The sequence below is a fragment of the Rhizobium sp. ERR 942 genome, assembly GCF_007828395.1.
GTDB classification, from domain to species: domain Bacteria; phylum Pseudomonadota; class Alphaproteobacteria; order Rhizobiales; family Rhizobiaceae; genus Rhizobium; species Rhizobium dioscoreae.
Genome location: NZ_VIUA01000003.1, coordinates 106,929 through 129,178, shown reverse-complemented (window position 1 = coordinate 129,178; position 22,250 = coordinate 106,929). Strand labels below are relative to the sequence as shown.

At 61.2% G+C, this 22,250-nt stretch carries 19 protein-coding genes; 5 read left to right on the top strand and 14 right to left on the bottom strand.

The features are described 5' to 3' along the window. The first annotated feature begins 341 nt into the window (after nt 1-341). Complete coding sequence (locus FBZ97_RS13220; protein ID WP_145320762.1) at nt 342-1,853, top strand: helicase HerA-like C-terminal domain-containing protein; 1,512 nt, start codon at nt 342-344, stop codon at nt 1,851-1,853. 385 nt (nt 1,854-2,238) lie between these two features. On the opposite strand, the gene FBZ97_RS13215 is transcribed toward FBZ97_RS13220, so the two are convergent. Both FBZ97_RS13215 and FBZ97_RS13210 read right to left on the bottom strand, forming a co-directional pair. After that, on the bottom strand, nt 2,239-3,015 hold the full coding sequence (locus FBZ97_RS13215; RefSeq protein ID WP_145320763.1) for a VOC family protein: 777 nt from the start codon (nt 3,013-3,015) through the stop codon (nt 2,239-2,241). Nucleotides 3,016-3,234: 219 nt separating this feature from the next. After that, nucleotides 3,235-3,960 (bottom strand): thioredoxin family protein, encoded by a 726-nt coding sequence (locus tag FBZ97_RS13210; protein WP_145320765.1) that lies wholly within the window; start codon nt 3,958-3,960, stop codon nt 3,235-3,237. A 71-nt stretch (nt 3,961-4,031) separates the two neighbouring features. On the opposite strand from FBZ97_RS13210, the gene FBZ97_RS13205 reads away from it, so the two are divergent. After that, nucleotides 4,032-4,478, top strand: coding sequence for a MarR family transcriptional regulator (locus tag FBZ97_RS13205; RefSeq protein WP_145320767.1), 447 nt, complete (start codon nt 4,032-4,034; stop codon nt 4,476-4,478). Here FBZ97_RS13205 and FBZ97_RS13200 read toward each other — a convergent pair. From FBZ97_RS13200 to FBZ97_RS13180, 5 genes are all read right to left on the bottom strand, one after another. Further along, on the bottom strand, nt 4,465-5,235 hold the full coding sequence (locus FBZ97_RS13200; RefSeq protein WP_113331880.1) for an RES family NAD+ phosphorylase: 771 nt from the start codon (nt 5,233-5,235) through the stop codon (nt 4,465-4,467). The genes FBZ97_RS13205 and FBZ97_RS13200 overlap by 14 nt on opposite strands. Next, nucleotides 5,195-5,578: an MbcA/ParS/Xre antitoxin family protein gene (locus FBZ97_RS13195; RefSeq protein WP_113353982.1), complete on the bottom strand. Its 384-nt coding sequence runs from the start codon at nt 5,576-5,578 to the stop codon at nt 5,195-5,197. The genes FBZ97_RS13200 and FBZ97_RS13195 overlap by 41 nt, the downstream gene beginning before the upstream one ends. A 132-nt stretch (nt 5,579-5,710) precedes the next feature. Next, nucleotides 5,711-6,133, bottom strand: a complete 423-nt coding sequence (locus FBZ97_RS13190) for an organic hydroperoxide resistance protein (RefSeq protein ID WP_069613858.1) — start codon at nt 6,131-6,133, stop codon at nt 5,711-5,713. Between the two features lie 273 nt (nt 6,134-6,406). Continuing rightward, nucleotides 6,407-7,138: a L,D-transpeptidase family protein gene (locus tag FBZ97_RS13185; protein ID WP_113331882.1), complete on the bottom strand. Its 732-nt coding sequence runs from the start codon at nt 7,136-7,138 to the stop codon at nt 6,407-6,409. A 161-nt stretch (nt 7,139-7,299) separates the two neighbouring features. After that, entirely contained in the window at nt 7,300-8,103 is an 804-nt protein-coding gene (locus tag FBZ97_RS13180; RefSeq protein ID WP_145320769.1) for a L,D-transpeptidase, read from the bottom strand. 171 nt (nt 8,104-8,274) lie between these two features. On the opposite strand from FBZ97_RS13180, the gene FBZ97_RS13175 reads away from it, so the two are divergent. Together FBZ97_RS13175 and scpA are read left to right on the top strand one after the other, a co-directional pair. Beyond that, a complete protein-coding gene (locus tag FBZ97_RS13175; RefSeq protein ID WP_145320771.1) occupies nt 8,275-9,612 on the top strand; it encodes a methylmalonyl-CoA mutase family protein in 1,338 nt (445 codons plus the stop codon). Nucleotides 9,613-10,087: 475 nt separating this feature from the next. Continuing rightward, on the top strand, nt 10,088-12,220 hold the full coding sequence (gene scpA / locus FBZ97_RS13170) for a methylmalonyl-CoA mutase (protein WP_145320773.1): 2,133 nt from the start codon (nt 10,088-10,090) through the stop codon (nt 12,218-12,220). Between the two features lie 57 nt (nt 12,221-12,277). On the opposite strand, the gene FBZ97_RS13165 is transcribed toward scpA, so the two are convergent. The 4 genes from FBZ97_RS13165 to FBZ97_RS13150 all read right to left on the bottom strand — a co-directional run bounded on the left by FBZ97_RS13165 (nt 12,278) and on the right by FBZ97_RS13150 (nt 17,029). Next, nucleotides 12,278-13,258 carry an alpha/beta fold hydrolase gene (locus tag FBZ97_RS13165; protein WP_145320775.1) on the bottom strand — a complete coding sequence of 327 codons (981 nt, stop codon included), beginning with the start codon at nt 13,256-13,258 and terminating at the stop codon, nt 12,278-12,280. Between the two features lie 95 nt (nt 13,259-13,353). Beyond that, nucleotides 13,354-14,991, bottom strand: coding sequence for a cisplatin damage response ATP-dependent DNA ligase (locus FBZ97_RS13160; RefSeq protein WP_145320777.1), 1,638 nt, complete (start codon nt 14,989-14,991; stop codon nt 13,354-13,356). Between the two features lie 227 nt (nt 14,992-15,218). Continuing rightward, nucleotides 15,219-16,229, bottom strand: coding sequence for a ligase-associated DNA damage response exonuclease (locus FBZ97_RS13155; RefSeq protein ID WP_145320779.1), 1,011 nt, complete (start codon nt 16,227-16,229; stop codon nt 15,219-15,221). 29 nt (nt 16,230-16,258) lie between these two features. Next, on the bottom strand, nt 16,259-17,029 hold the full coding sequence (locus FBZ97_RS13150; protein ID WP_145320781.1) for a carbon-nitrogen hydrolase family protein: 771 nt from the start codon (nt 17,027-17,029) through the stop codon (nt 16,259-16,261). Nucleotides 17,030-17,236: 207 nt separating this feature from the next. Here FBZ97_RS13150 and FBZ97_RS13145 point away from each other — a divergent pair, with 207 nt between their 5' ends. Continuing rightward, on the top strand, nt 17,237-18,607 hold the full coding sequence (locus FBZ97_RS13145) for a TIGR03808 family TAT-translocated repetitive protein (protein ID WP_145320783.1): 1,371 nt from the start codon (nt 17,237-17,239) through the stop codon (nt 18,605-18,607). Here the strand turns inward: FBZ97_RS13145 and FBZ97_RS13140 are convergent. Genes FBZ97_RS13140 through FBZ97_RS13130 form a run of 3 tightly spaced genes read right to left on the bottom strand, consistent with a single transcriptional unit; the run spans nt 18,604 to nt 22,243 of the window. Continuing rightward, nucleotides 18,604-19,392: a crotonase/enoyl-CoA hydratase family protein gene (locus tag FBZ97_RS13140; RefSeq protein WP_145320785.1), complete on the bottom strand. Its 789-nt coding sequence runs from the start codon at nt 19,390-19,392 to the stop codon at nt 18,604-18,606. The two genes, FBZ97_RS13145 and FBZ97_RS13140, sit on opposite strands and share 4 nt — an antisense overlap. Then, on the bottom strand, nt 19,389-20,258 hold the full coding sequence (locus FBZ97_RS13135; protein ID WP_145320787.1) for a hydroxymethylglutaryl-CoA lyase: 870 nt from the start codon (nt 20,256-20,258) through the stop codon (nt 19,389-19,391). The genes FBZ97_RS13140 and FBZ97_RS13135 overlap by 4 nt, the downstream gene beginning before the upstream one ends. Then, complete coding sequence (locus FBZ97_RS13130) at nt 20,255-22,243, bottom strand: acetyl/propionyl/methylcrotonyl-CoA carboxylase subunit alpha (protein ID WP_145320789.1); 1,989 nt, start codon at nt 22,241-22,243, stop codon at nt 20,255-20,257. The genes FBZ97_RS13135 and FBZ97_RS13130 overlap by 4 nt, the downstream gene beginning before the upstream one ends. Nucleotides 22,244-22,250 lie beyond the last annotated feature (7 nt).

The following is a 22,250-nucleotide window of genomic DNA, read 5'->3' as shown; positions in this document are numbered from 1 at the left end:
AGCGGAACCGTGACGCGAATGGTTGTCCCTCTTCACGCGAGTTCTTATAACAGTGTCAGGACAAATCGATGAATGGCCCTTGCAGCTTTCTGAAGCTGCTGTGCCGCCGCCCTAGAACCGGATGATTTCGGATCCAATCGATCCGAAATCATCCGGTTCTAGAATCATATAGGTAGAGCATGATGTCGTCTGAAAACCGGTGACATTTTTCGGCAGCATGCTCTGGAGCATTTCCGCTTTTCTTCGAATCGCGAAAACGTTCTATCTTTTTGTTTTTACGCAGTTCCGGACGCAAAACCGCTTCGCACTTTTGCTGGGAGTGCTTTAAGGGAGACGACACCATGCCGCAGCAGGATGGACAGATTTTCGTCGGCGCGAGCCGCAATCCGGATGACAGCATCAACAAGGACGAATTCCTGACGCTGAAATTCGGCAACCGTCATGGCCTCGTCACAGGTGCCACCGGCACCGGCAAGACGGTGACGCTGCAGGTTCTGGCGGAAGGATTTTCCAAGGCCGGCGTGCCCGTCTTCTGTGCCGACATCAAGGGCGATCTTTCGGGCATCGCCGCCAAGGGCGAGCCGAAGGACTTCCTGCTGAAGCGCGCGGAGGAAATCGGCCTGTCGCCCTATGAGTTCGACCAGTTCCCGGTGATCTTCTGGGACCTCTATGGCGAAAAGGGCCACCGCGTGCGCACTACCATCGCCGAGATGGGACCGCTGCTGCTGGCGCGCTTGATGGATGCGTCCGAGGCGCAGGAAGGCGTGCTCAACATTGCCTTCAAGATCGCCGATGAGAATGGCCTGGCGCTGCTCGATCTCAAGGACCTGCAGGCGCTGCTGAACTATATGGGCGAAAACGCCAGCGAGCTTTCCAGCAAATACGGCCTGATCTCGAAATCCTCCGTCGGTTCGATCCAGCGCGCAATGCTCGTGCTGGAGCAGCAGGGCGCGGAAAACTTCTTCGGCGAGCCGGCGCTGAAAATCTCCGACATCATGCGGGTCAGCAATGACGGCTACGGGCAGGTCTCGGTGCTTGCGGCCGACAAGCTGATGATGAACCCGCGGCTCTATGCCACCTTCTTGCTGTGGCTGCTCTCCGAGCTATTCGAGGAACTGCCCGAAGTCGGCGATCCGGACAAGCCGAAGCTGGTCTTCTTCTTCGATGAGGCGCACCTGCTTTTCAACGACGCGCCGAAGGTGCTGATCGAACGCGTGGAGCAAGTGGTGCGACTGATCCGCTCAAAGGGCGTCGGCGTCTATTTCGTGACGCAGAACCCGCTCGACGTGCCGGAAACGGTGCTGGCACAGCTTGGCAATCGCGTGCAGCATGCGCTTCGCGCCTATACGCCACGCGAACAGAAGGCCGTGCAGACGGCGGCCTCGACATTCCGGCCCAATCCGGCCTTCGATTGCGCCACCGTCATCACGACTCTCGGTACCGGAGAGGCGCTCGTGTCGATGCTGGAGGGCAAGGGTGCGCCGTCCGTCGTCGAGCGCACGCTGATCCGCCCGCCATCCGGCCGTATCGGCCCCGTCACGGATGGCGAGCGTCAAGCCATCATCAACGGCAGTCCGGTTGCGGGCGTCTATGACCAGACGATCGACCGCGAATCCGCTTACGAGATCCTAACGGAGCGTGCGCGCAAGGCGGCAGCACCGCAGAACGACAGTGCCGGCGATGGCTGGACCTTGCCGGGGTTCGGTGGCGACAGCAGTAAGCCAGCCGGTCGCCGTTCGGGCTATCAGCGCGAGACGATCCTGGAAGCGACGATGAAAAGCATGGCGCGCACGGTGGCAACGCAAGTCGGGCGGGCGCTGGTGCGCGGTATTCTTGGCAGCCTGAAGCGATAGAAGATTACCCTCCCCTTGAGGGGCAGGGCTATCGCATATGGAGGCGGATGAGCACCATAAGCTCCTTCTCCCCTTGGGGAGAAGGTGGCCCGAAGGGTCGGATGAGGGGGTTATCGATTTGAATTCATGGATTTTTGTGGTCTTGGCGGGCACCCCCTCATCCGCCTGGCGGCACCTTCTCCCCGCTGGGGAGAAGGGGGACGGCGGCGATCTCCGCTCATATGCGATACCCCTGTCCACAAACGGGGAGGGTCGGAGCGAAGCTCCAGGGTGGGGTGATCCGCGGAGACCTTTCCGGTTCCGAATATCAACCCCACCCGCCGCTTTGCGGCGACCTCCCCCATCAAGGGGGAGGTGCTACTTCCCTCAAGGGGGAAGGTGAAGATCAGCGCACCGGTGCGACCAGCGAGAAGAACGCGCCTTGGGGATCGGTTGCCTGGACGATCCAGCTGCCGCCGGGCACTTCCATCGGGCCGTTGGCGATCCTGCCGCCGCCTTCCGTGATGCGGGCGATCGCGGCATCGATCGCCGGGACGTTGATGTAGAAATTCCAGGCCGCCATCGGCATTTCCGCCGGCTTGGTCATGATGCCGCCGAAGTCGCGATCGCCGATCTTGAAGATCTTGTATTTGCCCATCGGCCCCATGTCGAAATCGGAGCTCAGTTCCCAGCCGAACATCTCGCTATAGAAATCGAAGGCCTTCGGGCCGTCGTTGGAATAGAGCTCGTGCCAGCCGAAATAGCCCGGTGTCGCAGGCGCAGGCGGCTCCCAATCCTGGCCCGGCAGCGGGGTGAACAGGCAGAAAGCAGCGCCATAGGGATCGGAGACGACGGAGAACCGGCCGACGCCTGGAATATCCGTGGGCTCGCGATAGGTCTTGCCGCCCTTGGCGACAACGGTCTTGGTGGCTTCATCGACATTGGGAACGCCGATATAACCAGTCCAGCAGGGCGGCGTGCCCATGGCCTTCGCCTCGTTAGGCAGGATCATCAAACCAGCAACAGGGCCTGCACCGGCGCTGAACAGCGTATAGTCCATGCCGACATCAGGCATGCCTGCATCCGCCGCATCCCAGCCGACGACCTTGGTATAGAAGGCTTCAGCCGCCTTCATGTCCGTCGTCATCAGCTCGTACCAGACAAAATATCCCTTCTCAGCCATAACATCGCTCCCTATTGTGATTGTTGCGGTCATCCGTCTCATCCTGAGCCTGATGTCGGCGCAAGCACATCATGGCCGATGAAAGTGACGGCCGAACGATGGTCAATCGGTCGATCCGTCGTTCCCCGGCGAGCAGGCTCCAGGTCTTAACTAGGCGCAAGGCGTAATAATTCGACCCCTTGTGCCGCATGGCATGAATTTGGCGGTCTCGTCACGCCCTCAATGGCAGCAGGAGCCCGCCTTCTCCGCCTCCTGATATTCGTCATGGCGGCGCACGAAATCCATGGTGTGGCCTTCATTTCGGCCCTTCGGCGCATTGTCGAGGATCATCAGCGTGCCGATCATTTCCTCGCCGCCGCGGGCATAGCTGGAATAGGTGTGGAAGATATTGCCCGCTTCATCCTTGTAGAAGGCGCTGAGTCCAGGCAACTCGTCGTTGCCGTTGGCGGCGTCCATATCGTTGAAATTATAGAACACCTTTTCGCCGGCGAGCTGCTCTTTGGTGAAAGAGACGTGATAGTCGAAATTGAAATCGTTGGAGAAGGACGACACCCAGGGGAATTTCCAGCCCATGCGCTTCTTATAGGCCTCTATCTTTTCGATCGGCGCGCGCGACACTGCGACCAGCGTGACATCGTGATGATTGAGATGCGGAAGCGTTCCATCGAAATGATCGGCGAGGAAGGAGCAACCGGTGCATCCGGCATCCCAATCCGGGCCGAGCATGAAATGATAGATGATCAGCTGACTGCGGCCGTCGAAGAGATCGGCGAGCGTCTTCTTGCCGGCCGGCGTGTCGAAAACATAGTCCTTCTCGACCTTCACCCAGGGCAAGGCCAGGCGTTCCGCATTGACGCGGTCACGAAGATGCGTGGCCTCCTTCTCCCTGGCGAGCAGTTGACGGCGGGCCTCGAGCCACACTTCCCTGGAAACGACCTGGTTCATTGTCCGCGCCCTCCTCCGGCGTTTTCATTTCCAAATCTTGACAAATATATTGATATCAATATTAATGAATCATGTCAAACGCAGTCGAAATCCCCTTTGAAACCACGCTGTTAGTCCGCGACACGTGCTTGTGCCTGCATGTTCAGCGGGCGGCGCGCGCTCTTGCCCGTCGCTTTGACGAGGCACTGCGGCCATTCGGACTCACCAACGGCCAGTTCTCCCTGATGATGTCTCTGAACAGGCCGGCGCCGGCATCCATGGGATCGGTCACAGCGCTCCTGGCAATAGACCAGACGACGCTGACGGCGGCCTTAAAGCCACTGGAACGGCGGGGATGGGTGAGCATCGTGCCCAATCCAAAAGACCGCCGTGCCCGCCTGCTCAGCCTCACGCCATCGGGAAAGGCGGCGCTCGCCGCCGCCGTGCCGATCTGGAAGACGACACATGCCGCCCTCGAAGAGCGGCTGCCCGATGGCAATGGCGACCGCCTGCGTAGCGATCTCGCTATTCTGCTCTGAATTGCGGTTCAGACAATCGCGGATCGCCCTCGAAATCCTGCCTTTCGAAGCCGATGCGGCGCCGTGGGAATTCGCACAGCGCCTGCACGCCGACGCGAGACAGCCGGATGCGCCAGGTCTGGCGTTCGACGGGTTCGCGGGCGGAGAAGGCCCTGGCCGTGAGCAGCGCGATGTTCATGCCTCCGCGGGGATCCCGGACGGAACGATAAAGGATTGCCTCGATACCGCCGGCTCGCGCCGCCTCGGCGAGCGACTGGCAGGCTTCGTAGTTGACCGGATCGGTCCACAATTGCCGATCGCGATCCAAGGGAGGCACTGTCAGATCGATCCCGGCCTTCGTCGCAATCGCAGCAGAAAAGGCTGTATATTCAGCGGCATTGGCAGGCAACGGCGTGTCAGGGGAATCACGGAAGAAGAGCAGCCGATAGAAGCTCATTTCAGCCAGTGCCGTCTCCACCTGCTCCGAGGCGTAGAAAACGCCGAGCGTGCGGCCGGCGCGTCTGAAACGGGAACCGTGGGGATAGATCGCTCCGTAACGGAAGGGTGTGGCGAGCAGATAATCCAGCCCTGCGCATTCCGGCGGCAGCGCCGGCTTGGTTTCCTCGAGCACGCTTTCGAGAAGCGCTTGCTCCTCCAGCGTATCGACAAGCTTCAGCGTCGAGACCTGATGCTGCGATTCCACCAGCCGCCAATATTGGCCGGAGATGACCTTTGCCTCAGACGAGAGCGCGGCGGGCGTCCAGATAGGCAAGGACATCGGTCAAACCAGAAATCGAGATAATCTTGTCGATCGGCGCTGCGCCAAAGGCGATATTGCCGTTACGCAGCCATTGCCGCGCCACAGCCTCGTCGCCGCCGACGATGGCATCGAGCGAACGGAAGAGACGAACGAAAAGCACGGCAAGTTCGAAAGGCTTGCTATCGCGCTCCAGCAGATGATCCTGCCGCTTCATGCGCGATACCGTCGCCTCCGACACGCCGATGATGGCCGCAAGGATGCGGGCGTTCAATCCCAGCCTCTCGGCGGCATTGACGACGGCCTTGGTGATGACCAGCGCTTCGCCGGGCATCGGCTGGCCTATTACCTGGGCTTTTATCATGGCTACTTCCTTTCCTAAGAAAAGATATAGCATTTTTCTTGCAAAAGAAAAGGAGCGACAGATAAAACTGCCGCTCCTTTTCAATATATTCCCACATATCCGGTCCTCAATCGACCGGCGGCGCGTTTCCCGTCAGACAACAGCAACCGGCACTTCGGTCGAGGTGCGCATGGCATGGCTGTAGGGGCATACGATATGGGCGGCAGCGGCGAGCTTTTCAGCCTCGGCCTTGTCCATGCCGGGAATGTGGACAGCCAACGAAACTTCGATGCCGAAGCCGGTGCCATCCGCGCGAGGACCAATCCCGACTGTCGCCGTGACCTTGGCGTCTTCCGGAATCTTGACCTTCTGCTGGCCTGCGACAAATTTCAAAGCGCCCAGGAAGCAGGCGGAATAGCCGGCTGCAAAGAGCTGCTCCGGATTGGTGCCGGTAGCGCCATCGCCACCGAGCTCCTTCGGTACGGTCAGCGTGACGTCGAGGACGCCATTTTCGGAAACTGCATGGCCAGCGCGGCCACCGGTGGCGGAAGCTTTGGTCGTATAAAGAATAGGCATGTCATGTCTCCTTCGGTTGGATGAATTTTATATACATCACGATTTAATCGCGCGCAATATATATTTCGCAATGGTTTTGAGAAAGTGAATTGCGATAAGGCCGTCAATACGAGGATAGTGACGACTGCGATATGGCGGAGAGCCAATCAGCGCGACCAGCGCCGGCAGTCGAAAATCAATCTGACAATCGTTTGAGATCGGCTTCCGGGTACTTCCAGTCAGGACCGCAAACAAAAAGGGCGCCAGCGGCGCCCCTTTTTCAATGATGCGGTATCAGGCCGTGACCAGGATCGGCGCGCGCTCGGGAACGCGGTCATAGAGATCGATGACATCCTGATTCAGCAGACGGACGCAGCCGGAGGAAACGGCCTTGCCGATGGAGCGCCAATCGGGATTACCGTGCAGGCGGTAAAGCGAATCCTGCTTGTCCTCGAAAATATAGAGAGCACGTGCCCCCAGCGGGTTCTTCAGGCCCGGGTCCATGCCGCCATTGGCGATCGAATATTTCACGAGTTCCGGCTGGCGGGCGACCATTTCATCCGGCGGATTCCAGCGCGGCCATTTCTTGCGCCACTGGATGACGCCCCGGCCCTGCCAGGCAAATCCTTCGCGGCCGACGCCGATGCCATAGCGCATCGCCGTTCCGCCCTGCTCGGTCACATAGAGCATGCGCTGGGTTGTATTGACGACCACGCTGCCGGGTGCCTCGCCTGTTGGGTCGATCACCCGTTGACGATAGAAGCGGGGATCGATCTGCTGGTAGGGAACCGCCGGAATGATGAAGCCGCCATCCTCGACAGAGGCATAGATTACGGCCGGATCAGGCTGCTCGCCATCATAGCTGGAGAACCAGGTTCGGAACGGCCGCGGGGAGCCGGTATATTGAACCGGGCTGACGACGGGGCCGTTATCGATGGTGGAGGCGCAGCTGGCAAGCGTCGAAACGGCGCCGAGACCCGCCAGAGCGAGGAAGTTACGTCGCGATAGGGATGAAGGAAGGCTCATGTCGACAGCATAGTTCCTTTTGTGGAGGAAGCGAAAACCCGTACCAACAGGCTGATTCGGCTCCCCGAGAGGTTCGCAGAGACAGACGCAAAACTAAAGAGCGCAAACCACCCCGACTATCGCACTTATGCAACATCACGAAAATTTGTGGTAAAATACCGCTACAGAACGACGATTTCCGCCTTATCGGGCACACGGCTGTAAAGATCTATCACGTCCTGGTTGAGCATGCGAACACAGCCGGAAGATGCAGCCTTGCCGATCGACTGCCAATCCGGCGTGCCGTGAACTCGATAAAGCGTATCCCGGCCGTTCTGATAGATATAGAGCGCACGCGCGCCGAGCGGATTGGTCGGCCCCGGATTCATGCCGCCACGCTCGGCCGATAGCGGCCTCATCTGCGGGTCGCGCGCGACCATTTCTGCGGGCGGGGTCCAGCGCGGCCATTTCTGCTTCCATTGGATCAGGCCCCTGCCGTGCCAGGCATATCCTGCCGCGCCGAGGCCGACGCCATAGCGCATCGCCTTGCCGCCCGGTTCGATGAAATAGAGGAAGTGGTCGCGCGTATCGACAACAATGGTGCCGGGGCGTTCCCTGGTCTGGTAATCCACCTCCTGGCGCAGGAAGCGCGGATCGATGCGCTTGTAGGGGATGGCCGGCAACGTGAAGTCGTCTTCGCTGCGCTGCGCATACATGGCCTGGTGCACTGGATTGAAGGTCGGCAGGCCATAGGTCTGGTGGAATTGGGTGCGGAAGAGATCGCGCGATTGCGGCACGGGCTGCACCGGCAGGCGCCTTACCCTGTTCGGCTCGATACCCTCCGGACGATAGAAGACAGGCGTCGTCTCCTGCACGAAGCGATCCGGATCGGTGGCGCCCGTATCAGGAATGATGCTGCAGGCGGACAATGTCGCCAGCGCGGCAGCGGCAAACAGGTGACGGGAAACGGGCAGCAGGTCGGCCATTATCGAAAACCAGTTGGGACACATCGGATCGGCCGCATAATGACTGCCGCGGCTGGAGCGAGGCTGGCGTCGATCGCCAGACGGTTCCAACGAAGATATTACACCGATCGGCCAAACTCCTGTTTTCCCTTGCGACATCATGGGCTAGACCAATGCAGTACGGAGGAGCGCATGAATATCGACAGTCTCGACCCGGGCATCTTCGGCCAGACCGACCACAAGATTTGGCTGAAGCTGGTGGAACGGGCGCTGAAAGGCAAGAATTTCCAGGAAGCACTGGTCTCGCGAACCGATGACGGCATCGCGATAGAGCCGCTTTACCAGCGACGGCGCGACGGCAAGCCGCTATTTCGTCAGCGGGCCGAGTTGCCATGGATGGTGATGCAGCGCATGGACGATCCGGACACCGAGCGGGCAATGGTGCAGCTCGGCGACGATCTTGCCAATGGTGCAAGCGGTATCAGCCTCGTTTCCAGCAGTTCCGCTTCGGCCTTCGGCATCGGGATGGATGCTCAGTCGCCAATCTTTTCCGAAGTGCTGGCAGCAGCATCCGCCAAGACTACAACCCTGCGCCTCGATGGCTTTTCTTCCGGCGTCGCGAAAATGGTTGCGGACGGTGGTGCCCAGAGATTGCACCTTGGACTCGACGCTTTCCTGACAGCCGGGCATTTCGTCAATTTTACCAGCGACATCAAATACTTCAAAGAGTTGAAGTCGGTTGATACGATCGTCAATGCCGACGGCCGTGCCGTGCATAACGCCGGCGGGACCGAGGCGCAGGAACTGGCGGTGATGGCGGCAAGCCTCGTCGGCCATTTACGACTGCTTGAGGAGGCGGGACTGTCGCCGGAAGCAGCGCTTGCGGCAATCAGCCTCTGCCTTTCGGCCAATCAGAACCAGTTCATCACAAACGCGAAGATGCGCGCCGCGCGGCTGATCTTCACCCGGATCGCCGAGGCCTGCGGCATTACCGACCCACGACCGGCACATCTCTTTGCTGAGACCAGCTATCGCATGCTGACCCGCCTCGATCCGGAGACGAACATCCTGCGCAACACGATCGCGGTCTTTTCAGCCGGCGTTGGCGGCGCCGACGAGATCGGCGTTCTGCCGCACAGCCTGACGCACGGCATTCCTGATCCGCTGGCGCGGCGCCTGGCGCGCAACACGCAGACGATTCTGATCGCCGAAAGCCACCTCGATCATGTCGCCGATCCAGCTGCCGGGGCTGGCGGCATCGAGGCGCTGACCGACGCGCTTTGCGAACGGGCTTGGGAGATTTTCACCCGGATCGAAGGCAAGGGAGGATTGGCGAAGGTCATTTCCAGCGGCGAACTGGCGGCGATGATCGCGGAGGCTCGGGAGAGCCGTGCCGCAAGGCCGATCGTGGGGACGACGCTTTTTGCCATGAAGACCGAGCGGCCGGTGACGGTTTTGGGCCCTTTGGGTCCGATTGTTGGCGGGATGGGGTTGGTGCCGATACGATTGGATGAGGGGGTGGAGGCATGAGAATGGACATCGCGTTCGAGACAAGTGCGATACCCCCCTCTGTCGCTTTCGCGACATCTCCCCCACTAGGAGGGCTATCGCATATGGAGGTGGACGAGCACCATAAGCTCCTTCTCCCCTTGGGGAGAAGGTGGCCCGAAGGGTCGGATGAGGGGGTTATCGCTTTGAATTCATGGATTTTTGTGGTCTTGGCGGGCGCCCCCTCATCCGCCTGGCGGCACCTTCTCCCCGCTGGGGAGAAGGGGGACGGCGGCGCTCTCCGCTCATATGCGATACCCCTGCCGCCACAAGGGGGGAGATTGGAAACTCGCAGAACCCTTCCACCTCGAACAACCTCCTCATCTGCAGCAGGGAAAGTTGTCACGACCGGCTGGGTTAAATTCTGGCTCGGGACGATCTCCCCCTTTGTGGGGGAGATGTCACGAAGTGACAGAGGGGGGTGTGCGCCCTCCACATCCACGGAGGCATCGGCTCCATGACCAATATCCCCGACTTCGCCACCATCCCTTGGGCCAAGCCACAGGCAACGACGCCAACAATCGACGCCCCAGCCTGGGAAACTCCCGAAGGCATCAGCGTCAAGCGCGCCTATGGCGAAAGCGACCTCGCCCGCCTGAAGTTTTTGGATACCTATCCCGGTGCTGCGCCGTTCGTGCGTGGCCCCTACCCCACAATGTATGTCCAGCAGCCCTGGACCATTCGCCAATATGCCGGCTTCTCCACTGCCGAGGAGTCTAACGCCTTCTATCGCCGCAACCTTGCCGCCGGCCAGAAGGGCCTCTCCGTCGCCTTCGATCTTGCCACTCACCGCGGCTATGACAGCGATCATCCGCGAGTGGCCGGCGATGTCGGCATGGCGGGTGTGGCGATCGATTCCATCCTCGATATGCGCCAGCTCTTCGACGGCATTCCGCTTGACGAGATGAGCGTATCGATGACCATGAACGGCGCTGTGCTGCCGGTCATGGCGCTCTATATCGTCGCGGCGGAGGAACAGGGCGTTTCCGAGGATAAGCTGTCGGGCACGATCCAGAACGACATTCTCAAGGAGTTCATGGTTCGCAACACCTACATTTATCCGCCGCAGCCCTCGATGCGCATCGTCTCGGACATTTTCAGCTATACCAGCCAGCGGATGCCGAAGTTCAACTCCATCTCGATCTCCGGCTACCACATGCAGGAAGCCGGCGCGACGGCGGATCTGGAGCTCGCCTACACGATCGCCGACGGCATCGAATATGCACGGGCAGGCGTGGCAGCCGGGCTCGATATAGACAGCTTCGCCCCTCGCCTCTCCTTCTTCTGGGCCGTCGGCATGAACTTTTTCATGGAGGTTGCCAAGATGCGCGCGGGACGGCTGATCTGGGCCGCGCTGATGCAGAAGAATTTCGCGCCGAAGGATCAGAAGTCCCTGGCGCTCAGGACCCACAGCCAGACCTCCGGCTGGTCGCTGACGGCGCAGGATCCGATGAACAACATCATCCGCACCATGGTCGAGGCCATGGCGGCAACGCAGGGACATACCCAGTCGCTGCACACCAATTCCTTCGACGAAGCGCTGGCGCTGCCAACGGATCACTCCGCCCGCATCGCCCGCAACACGCAGATCCTGCTGCAGAAGGAATCCGGCACAACAGGCATCATTGATCCCTGGGGCGGCTCGGCCTACGTCGAACGGCTGACCCACGATCTTGCGGCCCGCGCCCTTGCTCATATCGAGGAAGTCGAGGCGCTCGGCGGCATGGCGAAGGCGATCGAGAAAGGCATTCCGAAGCTTCGCATCGAAGAAGCCGCCGCACGCACGCAAGCACGCATCGACAGCGGCCATCAGACACTCGTCGGCATCAACTTTTCCAGGCCGGAGAAGGATATCGAAGTCGACGTGTTGAAGGTGGACAATTCCGAAGTGCGGGCACGTCAGCTATCCAAGCTGCAGCAATTGAAGGGCACACGGGAGACGGCCGCCGTCGAGACTGCCCTCGACGCTCTGACGGATGCGGCGCGCACCGGCAGCGGCAATCTGCTCGACTTCGCCGTTAAGGCAGCAAGGGCAAGAGCGACCGTCGGCGAAATCTCGCTGGCGCTGGAAAAGGCATATGGCCGGCATGTGGCCGAGATCAGGACCATTTCCGGCGTCTATCGTCGGGAAGTCGGCGATGCCGATCCCGCTTTCAACAAGGCCGTCGCCAAGGTTGAAGCCTTCCGCAAGGTACGCGGCGAAAAACCCCGCATCCTCATCGCGAAGATGGGCCAGGACGGCCATGATCGCGGACAGAAGGTGATTGCGACGGCCTTTGCCGATCTCGGCTTCGATGTCGTCGTCGGCGCCATGTTCCAGACTCCGGAAGAAGTGGCCGATGTCGCCGTTCGCGAAGGCGTCGACATCGTCGGCGCATCCTCGCTTGCCGCCGGCCATCTGACGCTGGTGCCGGAATTGAAGGCCGCGCTCGCGCGCCGCCACGCCGGCAAGGTGCTGATCGCCGTCGGCGGCGTCATCCCGCCACAGGATTTCGCGGCGCTGGAAGCGGCCGGTGCGGACGCAATCTTCCCGCCCGGCACGGTGATTGCGGAAGCGGCAACGGCGCTGATCGAGAAACTGATGGCGTAAGCATCGACTCGCAGAGCGGTTCGGATTATCTCCCGCGCCGCTCTTGCGGGCGCTGGTTCAGACAGCCACGCTCTTGAAGAACTCGATACTTTGAGCGATTTCGCCCGGCAAAGCCGAATTGTGGCTGCCCGGCACCGTCGCCATTTCGATCTTCACGCCGGCGGCCGTTGCCCGTTTCGAAAGCAATGCCAGACGCGAGTCAAAATGCGCCTCTTCGGTTCCGTGGAACAGTTTTATCGGGCTTTTGAAGCTGTGCGCGTAGCAGAGCGGCGAGCGCATCTGGTATTCACGCGGGTTCCTGGTGTTGAAGCGGATGTCCTGCGGGTAACGGCTGAAGAAGGCGTAAGCGTCGGGGTTGCCGGATATCGGCGCGACCGCACGGAAGCGCTTCGTCGACATGGCCGCCAGCATGGCGAGGGTACCGCCGATGCTGTGGCCAGCCAGGAACATGCGATGCGGATCGACACCCGGCAGATGCCGCAGCCGGTTGGACGCGGCCAGCACATCGGCAACTTCGTCGTAAAAGCCGGAAAAATTGCCCTTCTGGCCGTTTTCGCCGCGCATGGAAGGGATCATGACGACGTAGCCGGCCTCGACATAGGGCTTCATCAGCTGCCAATGTCCCTGGCCGATGGCGTTGCCGCCATGCAGGAACAATACGGCCGGCTTCGGTTTCTCCGAACGCGTGTAGCGGGAAACCCAGGCGACGAGCTCCAGCTCCTCGCCGACGCCGCTGCGATAGAAAAGCCGTTCGGCGGTCGATGGCGTCACCAGCGGTTCGTAGATATCGGGAGCAGGTCCCTTGCTCACGAGATCAGTGCGAAACAGATGGCGCTCCTTGGCATAGTCGCCCGAAAGCAGCGGCGGCGCATCCTCGGCCTTCTCGTCGTTCCGTGTGGCGACACTCTTGTTCTCGGCAGGCTTGCTTGCAGTCGTACTGTCGTCGGCAGCTCTGACGATGTTGGGCGCAAAGAGCGTGAAGGCAATACCGGCTAGAAGGCTGCGGCGATTGGGACGAATTGCGTGGTCGTCGGACATGGTCGTGGGCTCTGTCGAAATATCCCGGCGCAGATCGAATCTGCACGGGTTGGAAGGCTAGGCCAACTCACTTTGTGGTGAGGAATCGCCCTCGCCTATTCATCGACAACCGGAGCCTTGGCGTCAATCATCGCGATCAAAGTTTCCAGCCTGTCGGCCTCGTAGGGCGGTTTGTCGGGCCGCAGTCGGGCAATGCGTGGAAAGCGCATGGCGACACCCGATTTATGGCGGGTCGAGCGGTTGATGCCCTCGAAAGCGACCTCGAGCACGAAGCCAAAATCGCGATCGGCGCGCACCGCTCGCACTGGGCCGAAACGGTCGACCGTATTGTTGCGCACGAACTTGTCGAGCACCTCAAGCTCCGCATCGGTAAAGCCGAAATAGGCCTTGCCGACAGGCACGAGCTGCTCACCCTCCGGCGTCGTCGCCCAGACGCCGAAGGTGAAATCGGAATAGTAGCTGGAGCGCTTGCCGTGGCCGCGCTGGGCATACATCAGCACGGCATCGACATTATAGGGATCGCGCTTCCACTTGAACCAGGGGCCTTTGGCGCGGCCTGCGAGATAGGCGCTGTCCCTGCGCTTGATCATCACGCCTTCGATCACCGGATCGGGCGGCGAGGAGCGCAGGCGGTCGAGCTCCTCCCAGGAAGAGAAATCGACGAGCGGCGACAGATCAAAGCGGTCGTGCGGTGCTGCTTCGATAAGCTCCGTCAGGCGCTCGCGTCGATCAAGGAAACCGCGGGCACGCACGTCCTCCGCGCCATCGAACAGAAGATCATAGGCGCGGATGAAGGCCGGAAACTCGTCCAGCATCTTTGCCGTCACGGTCTTGCGATTGAGGCGCTGCTGCAGATCGGAAAAGCTGCGTGTCGGGCTGTTGGAGCGAACAGTGCCGCCAACCAGCAGCTCACCGTCCATGACGCCCTCGAAATTCATGGCGTCCACAACGTCTGGAAAGGCGCCGGATATGTCATCGCCGGAGCGCGAATAGAGCTTGCTCGTCTCCCCGGAGCGCGAAAGCTGGACGCGGATGCCATCCCACTTCCATTCGGCCGCGAAATCGCGAGGGTCGAGCCCGTCGAGATCGCCTGTTTCAACAGGATTGGCCAGCATAACGGAATGGAAGATCGCCGGCGTCGCCAATATCGGCCGCTCGCCCTTTCCTTCCAGCCATCGAAACAGGCTTTCATAGGGCGGCTGCAGACCATGCCACAGCGTTTCGATTTCGGTCACATCCTTGCCGCTGAGTTCGGCCAGCGCCTGTTTGGCAAGCCGGGCCGAAACACCGATGCGCATGGCGCCGGTCGCAAGCTTCAGAAAGGCAAAGCGGCCCGACGTATCCAACCGATCCAACAGGTCGCGGACGAAGCTGCGCACTTCGGTCCGCCCAAGCGCATTCATGCGCCTGATAACCTCGCCGAGCTTCGGCTGCTCTCCGGCAGGACGCTCGATATCGCTTTCCTTGTCCCATACCAGCGAGATCGTCTCGGCAAGATCGCCGACATAATCGTAGGAATAGCGAAACAGCACCTCGTCCATGCGCTCGAGAACGAGCTCGCGCAGCATGGCGGGCTTGACGTTGCGCACCTCGAGCGTGCCGGCAATGGCGGCCAGACCATAGCCGCGGTCCGGATCGGGCGTATCGCGGAAATAATCGGTCAGCAGCTTCAGCTTGCCGTTGCGGCTCGGCGTCAGCACCAGGCGATCGAGAAGGTCGGCAAAGGCTTTCATCTGAGCACCTCCTTCTCTCCACTGGGGAGAAGGTAATCGCATATGAGATGAAATAGTTGCCGCGCACCTCCTTCTCCCCTCGGGGGAGAAGGTGCCGAGAGGCGGATGAGGGGGATACCACGAGCGGAAAAGTCAATCGATCCGAGGCAGTTGCCCCCCTCATCCGACCCTTCGGGCCACCTTCTCCCCGCTGGGGAGAAGGTGAGACACAGGACGACCTTCATCATCTAGTCTCCCTCGTCTTCATAGCCGATGAGATGCAGCGGCTTGGCGGCGATGCCCTGCAGCTCGCACCAGCGCACCAATGCCTCTTCGCGGCCGTGGGTGACCCAAACCTCGCTCGGCTTCAGATCGGAGATTGTCTCGGTCAGTTCGGGCCAGTCGCAATGATCCGATATGACCAGCGGCAACTCGACCCCGAGTTGCTTGGCACGCTGGCGCACCATCATCCAGCCGGAGGCGAAAGCCGGCAGCGGATCGTGAAAGCGCCGCGCCCAGCGATCCTGAAACGCGGAGGGCGGACCGACGACGACGGCGCCCTGAAAGATCGACTGATCGCGGCTTTCGATGGTGGCTGGCTTGAGTTCGCCAAGCGCGATGCCCTGGCTGACATAGTAGTCGGACAGGGTTTCGAGCGCGCCATGGATATAGATCGGTTTGTCATAGCCGGCATCGCGCAGCAGGCGGACGACGCGCTGCGCCTTGCCGAGCGCATAGGCGCCGATCAGATGCGTTCGTTCCGGAAACTGCCGAAGCGAAGCCAGGAGCTTGCGCGTCTCAGCCATGGGATCGGGATGATGGAAGACCGGCAGGCCGAAGGTCGCCTCGGTGATGAAGACGTCGCAGGGAACCGGCACATAGGCTTCACAGGTCGGGTCCGGCCGGCGCTTGTAATCGCCTGAGACCACGATGCGCAGTCCATCCTTCTCCACTGCGATCTGAGCCGAACCCAGGACGTGGCCGGCAGGATGGAACTGCACCTTGACGCCATTGATCGTCACTTCCTCGCCGAAGGCAACCGCCTGCTCCGATCCTGCAAAGCCATCACCATAGCGGATGCGCATGATATCGAGGGTCTGGCGCGTAGCGAGCACATTGGCATGGCCGGAACGAGCGTGGTCCGAATGACCATGCGTGACGAGCGCTCGCTCGACCGGCTGCACGGGATCGATATAGAAGCCGCCTATCGGGCAGAACAAGCCCGCAGGCGCCGGATAAAGCAGTTGATCGGGTCTCATGACTTGTGAGGATAGCGCGATTTGCACAATTAGGTAGCGATATCAGCTGCTTTTCGCGCGAATCCGCGCTCGGGTTGCCGATCCGGCAGATCGAAGACGAGGACATCCTCGCTATGCGGCTTGGCCTTTGCCACGACGGCGCCGTTCGGATCGACGATTGCGCTGGTGCCGTAGCTCACCCAGCCATCCTCGTTGCTGCCGACCACATCGGACGCCATGACCCAGCAGCCCGTATGCCTGGCGCATATCTGCAGGCCCGAAATGCCCGGCCTATGCCATTTCTCCGCCTTGTGGGGCCGGAGCATCAGGTTGACGGGATTGCAGATGAGGCCCGCTCCCTTCCGGGCCAAACGAGCTGCGGTATAGGGATATCGGAGATCGGCGCAGATATTGATGCCAAAGCGCCAATGGCCCTCCCGCCAGATCGGAAAATCCTTTCCCGGCGTGCAGCCGCTTTCGAGCGGGTGAGCCTTGGCATAGACGCCGGCTATCCGGCCGGACTTGACGACCATGGCGCTGTTGTAGAGCGCATCGCCTCTCTTCTCGAAGAGGCCAATAATCGCTGTCGTCCTGCTCGAGGCGAAGCGAGCGACAAGCGCGTCCAAACCGGGATCGTCGAGGGAAAGCGCGCGGCGTCTGGCGATGGCTTCGTTGTAGCTGTGTCCCTGCAGATAGCATTCTGGAAAGAGGGCGAGATCGATGCCCTGCCTTTCCGCCCAGGCGAGATCGCGCGCCAAAGCCTGGGCCGCCTGCTCGACGGCATCGAAAAGTGCCAGACGTTGAAAGGCCGCGATCCGCATGCGGCAGCGGTAACATGCGCGGCGAGTCGGCCCTAACACAAATGGATCAGGTGCGGGTCATCGCCTCTACCGGACTGGTAAATGAAATAGAAAGAGATTGAGGCTCTTGGCCGATCGAAAGCGTTTGAAGAACAGCTTCTGTATCAAAACGGCACAGATGGGCCTGGCACGATTTCTGCTTCGTAAGTGACGTTCCAGGAGTTCATAATGATCCAACGCCGCGCCCTTATCGCTTCCCTCGCCGCCTCGGCAGCGGCTGGCGTGCTTGCACGGCGCGGTTTCGCGGCACCACTTGCCAAGATGGCCGGTGCCGAGCTGCGCGGTCCGATCGACGCCATTGCGCTGAAGACGACACCGGGCGCCAGCGATTTCAAGAGCGGCAAGCTGCAGGCGATGATCGACAATGCGGCGCGAAGCAAGATGCCGCTTTTCCTACCACCGGGCACCTACAACATCTCAAACCTGACACTCCCCAATAATACGCGCATCACAGGCGTTCCTGGCGCCTCACGGCTCATCTATAGCGGCGACGGCCATCTGATGAATGCAGATAAAACCAGGCGTATCGAGCTTTCCGGCCTCGTGCTCGATGGCGGCAATCGCTGGCTTGCCGATTATGCGGGTGGCCTTCTGCAATTTACCGGCGTCGACGAAGTGCTGATCGACAATTGCGAAATAATCGGCAGCCGCAAGCACGGACTGCAGCTGGAGCGCTGTGGCGGTCGGATCGAGCGCAGCCACATCTCCGGAGCGGCCGAGACGGGGATCTATTCCGTGCAATCCACCGGCTTGGCGGTGACAGGCAATCGCGTCGAGGATTGCGGCAATGGCGGTATTCTGATCCATCGCTGGGACAAGGCCGAGGATGGCAGCAGCGTCACCAACAACCGTATCGCCCGCATTCGCGCCAATGGCGGGGGCACCGGCCAGAACGGAAACGGCATCAATATCTTCCGCGCGGATGGCGTCACGGTTTCCGGCAATCAGATCGCCGATTGCGCCTTTACGGCGATCCGCGCCAACTCGGCATCGAATGTGCAGATCTCGAACAATCAGTGCCTGCGCTCCGGCGAAACCGCCATCTACTGCGAATTCGAGTTTGTCGGCGCCACGATCAGCAACAATCTGGTCGATGGCGCCGCCAACGGCATTTCAGTTACCAATTTCGACAAGGGCGGAAGGCTCGCTTCGGTGACGGGCAACGTCATCCGCAGCCTGTCGCTTACCGCACCCTATGCGCAGGACGGCGGTTTCGGCATCGGCATCTCGGCGGAAGCCGATACGCTTGTTGCCGACAATGTTATCGAGAATGCGCCGCTCTGGGGCCTGCGGCTCGGCTGGGGGCAATATCTCCGTAATGTCGTTGCGACCGGCAATATCGTGAGACATGCCGGCATCGGCTGCGTCGTCTCCGTCGCCGATGGCGCCGGCTCAGCGGTTATTGCAGGCAATCTCTTCCAGGAAATGCAGCAAGCCGCGATCATGGGCTTCCGCTGGGACAAGCCGGCATCGGGCGAGTTGGTCAGGGGAAGCACGCAGTTTCCGCAGCTGACCATCGAAGACAACAGGCTCGTTTAGGCCGATCGCCAGTTCGGCTGCCGCTTTTCGAAGAAGGCGGTGATGCCTTCCTTCGCCTCGTCGGTCTCCCAGGCATCTGCCAATTGTTCGACGACGTGATCGATCATGCCATCGGTAATCGGCCTGCCGACGGAACGCGCCAGGGCCTTAGCGCGGGCCGCTGCCTGCGGTGACGCTCCCAGGAAATGGCGGACTTCGGCTTCTACGGCCTCATCCAGTGCCTCCTCCGCCACGACCCGTGACAGGAGCCCCGTGGCATGCGCCTGCCAGGCATCGATGATTTTGCCGGAGAGAAACAACGGGCGCGCATTCGCTTCGCCGATGCGCGCGACGACATAGGGACTGATCGTGGCCGGAATGATGCCGAGGCGCACCTCCGTCAGGCCGAAACGGGCCGTCGATGCCGATATCACCATGTCGCAGACGCTGAGGATGCCGATACCGCCGCCGAAAGCATTGCCCTGGACGCGGGCGATCAGCGGCTTCGGCAATTCGTTCAACGCCTTGAACAGCATGGCAAGTCGCCGCGCCTCGGCCATACGCCCATCCCGCGTAGCATCGAACTGGGCACGCATCCAACCGAGATCGCCGCCGGCACAGAAACTGGCGCCCTCGCCGGTCAGCACGACGACCCGGACTGCGCTGTCGTGAGCAAGGTCGTCCGTTGCCGCTGTCAAGTCATCGATCATCTCCGCCGAAAGGGCATTGTGCTTTTCCGGGCGCGCCAGCGTCACATGGGCAACACCGCGCTCGTCGGTGGCGATGCGGATCGTCTGCGATATCATGAGGCACTCCTGAGGCTGCGGGCAAAGGCGGCGGCGCGGGCAAGCTTGTCCTCGTCGAGACCGGTCTCGAAGCCCCGCGCCGATAGATAATCTTGAACAGAAACGGTATCGACATTGCCCTTGGCGCCGGGAGCGAAGGGACAACCGCCAAGGCCGCCGGCTGACGCATCGAATACCCGCAGGCCGCGCTCCAACGCGACGCCGATATTGTCGAGCGCACGGCCGGACGTGTCATGAAAATGGCCGGCAAGGACTGCCGCGGGGAGTTCTCCGAGCACTGCGCCAAGCATCCGGTCGACGGCCTCGGGCGTGCCTTTGCCGATCGTGTCGCCAAGGCTGATCTCATAGCAACCAAGCGCACGCAACTGCCACGCGACGCTGACAACATTTTGCGGCGGCACCGCGCCCTCATAAGGGCACTCGACGACGCAGCTGACATAGCCGCGCAACGGAACGCCGCGATCCCGACTGGCGGCCGCTACCGGCCGAAAGCGCTCGATGCTCTCGGCGATCGAGCAGTTGATGTTGCGCATGGAGAAGGTTTCCGAGGCGGACGCGAAGATCGCCACTTCATCGACGCCAGCCGCAAGGGCCGCCTCGAAGCCCTGCATGTTGGGCGCCAGCGCTGTGTAACGAACGCCTGGACGCCGCTCTATGCCGGCCATGACCGAAGCGGCATCCCCAAGCTGCGGCACCCATTTCGGGCTGACGAAGCTGGTGACTTCAATTCGCTCGAAACCGCAATCCGAAAGCAGATTGACCAGCTCGATCTTGTGTTCGGTATCAACCTGCCGCTTCTCGTTCTGCAGCCCGTCACGCGGTGCCATCTCGACGATGGTGACGTGGTTGGAAGGCTTGTCGCTCATGCCGCATCCTCCGGGCGAAGTGACAGAAGCACGGCGCTTTCGCTGGTCTGATCCCCCTCGCCGACATACAGATCTTCGACGATGCCGTCGCGTGCCGCCGTCAGCGTCAGCTCCATCTTCATGGCCTCCATGACGATCAGCGCCTGGCCCCTCGCCACCGCGTCGCCCTCGCGCACACGTACGATCTTGACGAGGCCCGGCATCGGCGCGATGACGCGATCGCCGCCGCCGGCCGCTTCTTCTCCACCGTCGAGCAGATCGAGTCGATGGAAATGATGCGTCTGTCCATCGAGGAATAAAGTCACGCCTGACGATGTCTCGAAGATATCGACATGGGACTGCCGGCCGTCGATCTCGACGTGGCGGGAAAAGCCTTCACCTGCGAGCAAGCGAATGAGACGGATGCGATCGTCAAAGGTGACGCTGAACAGCGACCGACCCTTTGCAGCCACGCGGCAATTCTGATGACCGCCGGCAAAATGCAGCGTGACGGGACGGCTTGCCTCGCCCCAGAGCTGCCAAGGACCGAGCGACAGCCAAGGATCATTTCCAGTGGCTTCTGCGAACCCACCTGCCTCCACAATGGCAGCAATGGCGAGGGCAGCATCGTCTGGCGGTTGCGCCGAGGTCAGCGCCTCCACGTCACGGTCGATCAATCCCGTATCCGGATGGCCGGCGGCGAAATCCGGCTGGCGGCTCAACCGGATAAGGAAATCGAGGTTGGTGGTGGTTCCGGCAACCTGTGTCTGCTCGAGACCGTGCGTGAGCTTGGCAAGCGCCGCCGCCCGATCGGGCGCATGCACGGTCAGCTTGGCGATCAGCGGGTCGTAATGCGGGGTGATGCTGTCGCCCTCGCGCACGCCGGCATCGATGCGGACATCGCCTTCGGGAAAGCGCAGGTGGGAAAGCGTGCCGGTTGCCGGCAGGAAGCCGCGCGATGGGTCTTCGGCATAGATGCGGGCTTCGAAGGCCCAGCCGTTTATGGTGAGCTCAGCTTGCGTTTTCGGCAGCGGCTCGCCGCTCGCAACGCGCAATTGCCATTCGACAAGATCGACGCCGGCGATTGCCTCTGTGACGGGATGCTCGACCTGCAGGCGGGTGTTCATCTCCATGAAGAAGAAGCGATCCGGCGACAGGCCGTCGGAGACATCGGCGATGAACTCAACGGTGCCGGCGCCGCGATAATCGATGGCGCGGGCGGCGCGAACCGCCGCTTCGCCCATGGCGCTGCGCATCTCCTCCGTCATGCCGGGCGCCGGTGCCTCCTCGATCACCTTCTGGTGCCGGCGCTGCAGGGAGCAATCGCGCTCGAAGAGGTGCACGGCATTGCCCTGGCTGTCACCGAACACCTGAATCTCGATATGGCGCGGCTTGACGAGATATTTTTCGATGAGCACGGCATCGTCGCCGAAAGCGGATTTCGCCTCGCGCTTCGCCGCCTCCAGCGAAGCCTCGAAATCCTCCGGACGGTCGACGCGGCGCATGCCCTTGCCGCCGCCGCCGGCCCTCGCCTTGATAAGAACGGGAAAGCCGATGCCGTCGGCCTGCTCGGCAAGAAAGCCGGGCTCTTGCCTATCGCCATGATAGCCGGGAACAACGGGCACGCCGGCCCGCTCCATCAGCGCCTTGGCCGCATCCTTGAGGCCCATGGCCCGGATGGAGGCTGGCGACGGGCCGATAAAGATCAGACCGGCAGCTTCGACGGCTTCGGCAAAATCTGCATTTTCCGAGAGAAAGCCGTACCCCGGATGAATGGCCTCAGCTTGGGTACGCTGAGCCGCAGCAATGATCTTTTCCTTCGAAAGATAACTCTCGCTCGCCGCCGCCGGGCCGATGTGAACGGCTTCATCGGCCAGCACCACATGCAGCGCATCCCGATCGGCGTCGGAATAGACGGCGACTGTGCGGATGCCCAGGCTCCTCGCCGTGCGGATGATGCGGCAGGCGATTTCGCCGCGATTGGCGATCAGTATCTTCGAAAACATCGGCAGA

What these genes read in the sequence shown, in the direction of transcription:
- FBZ97_RS13220 (WP_145320762.1), top strand. Translation starts at nt 342, where the DNA reads ATGCCGCAGCAGGATGGACAGATTTTCGTCGGCGCGAGCCGCAATCCG.
- FBZ97_RS13215 (WP_145320763.1), bottom strand. Translation starts at nt 3,015, where the DNA reads ATGGCTGAGAAGGGATATTTTGTCTGGTACGAGCTGATGACGACGGAC.
- FBZ97_RS13210 (WP_145320765.1), bottom strand. Translation starts at nt 3,960, where the DNA reads ATGAACCAGGTCGTTTCCAGGGAAGTGTGGCTCGAGGCCCGCCGTCAA.
- FBZ97_RS13205 (WP_145320767.1), top strand. Translation starts at nt 4,032, where the DNA reads ATGTCAAACGCAGTCGAAATCCCCTTTGAAACCACGCTGTTAGTCCGC.
- FBZ97_RS13200 (WP_113331880.1), bottom strand. Translation starts at nt 5,235, where the DNA reads ATGTCCTTGCCTATCTGGACGCCCGCCGCGCTCTCGTCTGAGGCAAAG.
- FBZ97_RS13195 (WP_113353982.1), bottom strand. Translation starts at nt 5,578, where the DNA reads ATGATAAAAGCCCAGGTAATAGGCCAGCCGATGCCCGGCGAAGCGCTG.
- FBZ97_RS13190 (WP_069613858.1), bottom strand. Translation starts at nt 6,133, where the DNA reads ATGCCTATTCTTTATACGACCAAAGCTTCCGCCACCGGTGGCCGCGCT.
- FBZ97_RS13185 (WP_113331882.1), bottom strand. Translation starts at nt 7,138, where the DNA reads ATGAGCCTTCCTTCATCCCTATCGCGACGTAACTTCCTCGCTCTGGCG.
- FBZ97_RS13180 (WP_145320769.1), bottom strand. Translation starts at nt 8,103, where the DNA reads ATGGCCGACCTGCTGCCCGTTTCCCGTCACCTGTTTGCCGCTGCCGCG.
- FBZ97_RS13175 (WP_145320771.1), top strand. Translation starts at nt 8,275, where the DNA reads ATGAATATCGACAGTCTCGACCCGGGCATCTTCGGCCAGACCGACCAC.
- scpA (WP_145320773.1), top strand. Translation starts at nt 10,088, where the DNA reads ATGACCAATATCCCCGACTTCGCCACCATCCCTTGGGCCAAGCCACAG.
- FBZ97_RS13165 (WP_145320775.1), bottom strand. Translation starts at nt 13,258, where the DNA reads ATGTCCGACGACCACGCAATTCGTCCCAATCGCCGCAGCCTTCTAGCC.
- FBZ97_RS13160 (WP_145320777.1), bottom strand. Translation starts at nt 14,991, where the DNA reads ATGAAAGCCTTTGCCGACCTTCTCGATCGCCTGGTGCTGACGCCGAGC.
- FBZ97_RS13155 (WP_145320779.1), bottom strand. Translation starts at nt 16,229, where the DNA reads ATGAGACCCGATCAACTGCTTTATCCGGCGCCTGCGGGCTTGTTCTGC.
- FBZ97_RS13150 (WP_145320781.1), bottom strand. Translation starts at nt 17,029, where the DNA reads ATGCGGATCGCGGCCTTTCAACGTCTGGCACTTTTCGATGCCGTCGAG.
- FBZ97_RS13145 (WP_145320783.1), top strand. Translation starts at nt 17,237, where the DNA reads ATGATCCAACGCCGCGCCCTTATCGCTTCCCTCGCCGCCTCGGCAGCG.
- FBZ97_RS13140 (WP_145320785.1), bottom strand. Translation starts at nt 19,392, where the DNA reads ATGATATCGCAGACGATCCGCATCGCCACCGACGAGCGCGGTGTTGCC.
- FBZ97_RS13135 (WP_145320787.1), bottom strand. Translation starts at nt 20,258, where the DNA reads ATGAGCGACAAGCCTTCCAACCACGTCACCATCGTCGAGATGGCACCG.
- FBZ97_RS13130 (WP_145320789.1), bottom strand. Translation starts at nt 22,243, where the DNA reads ATGTTTTCGAAGATACTGATCGCCAATCGCGGCGAAATCGCCTGCCGC.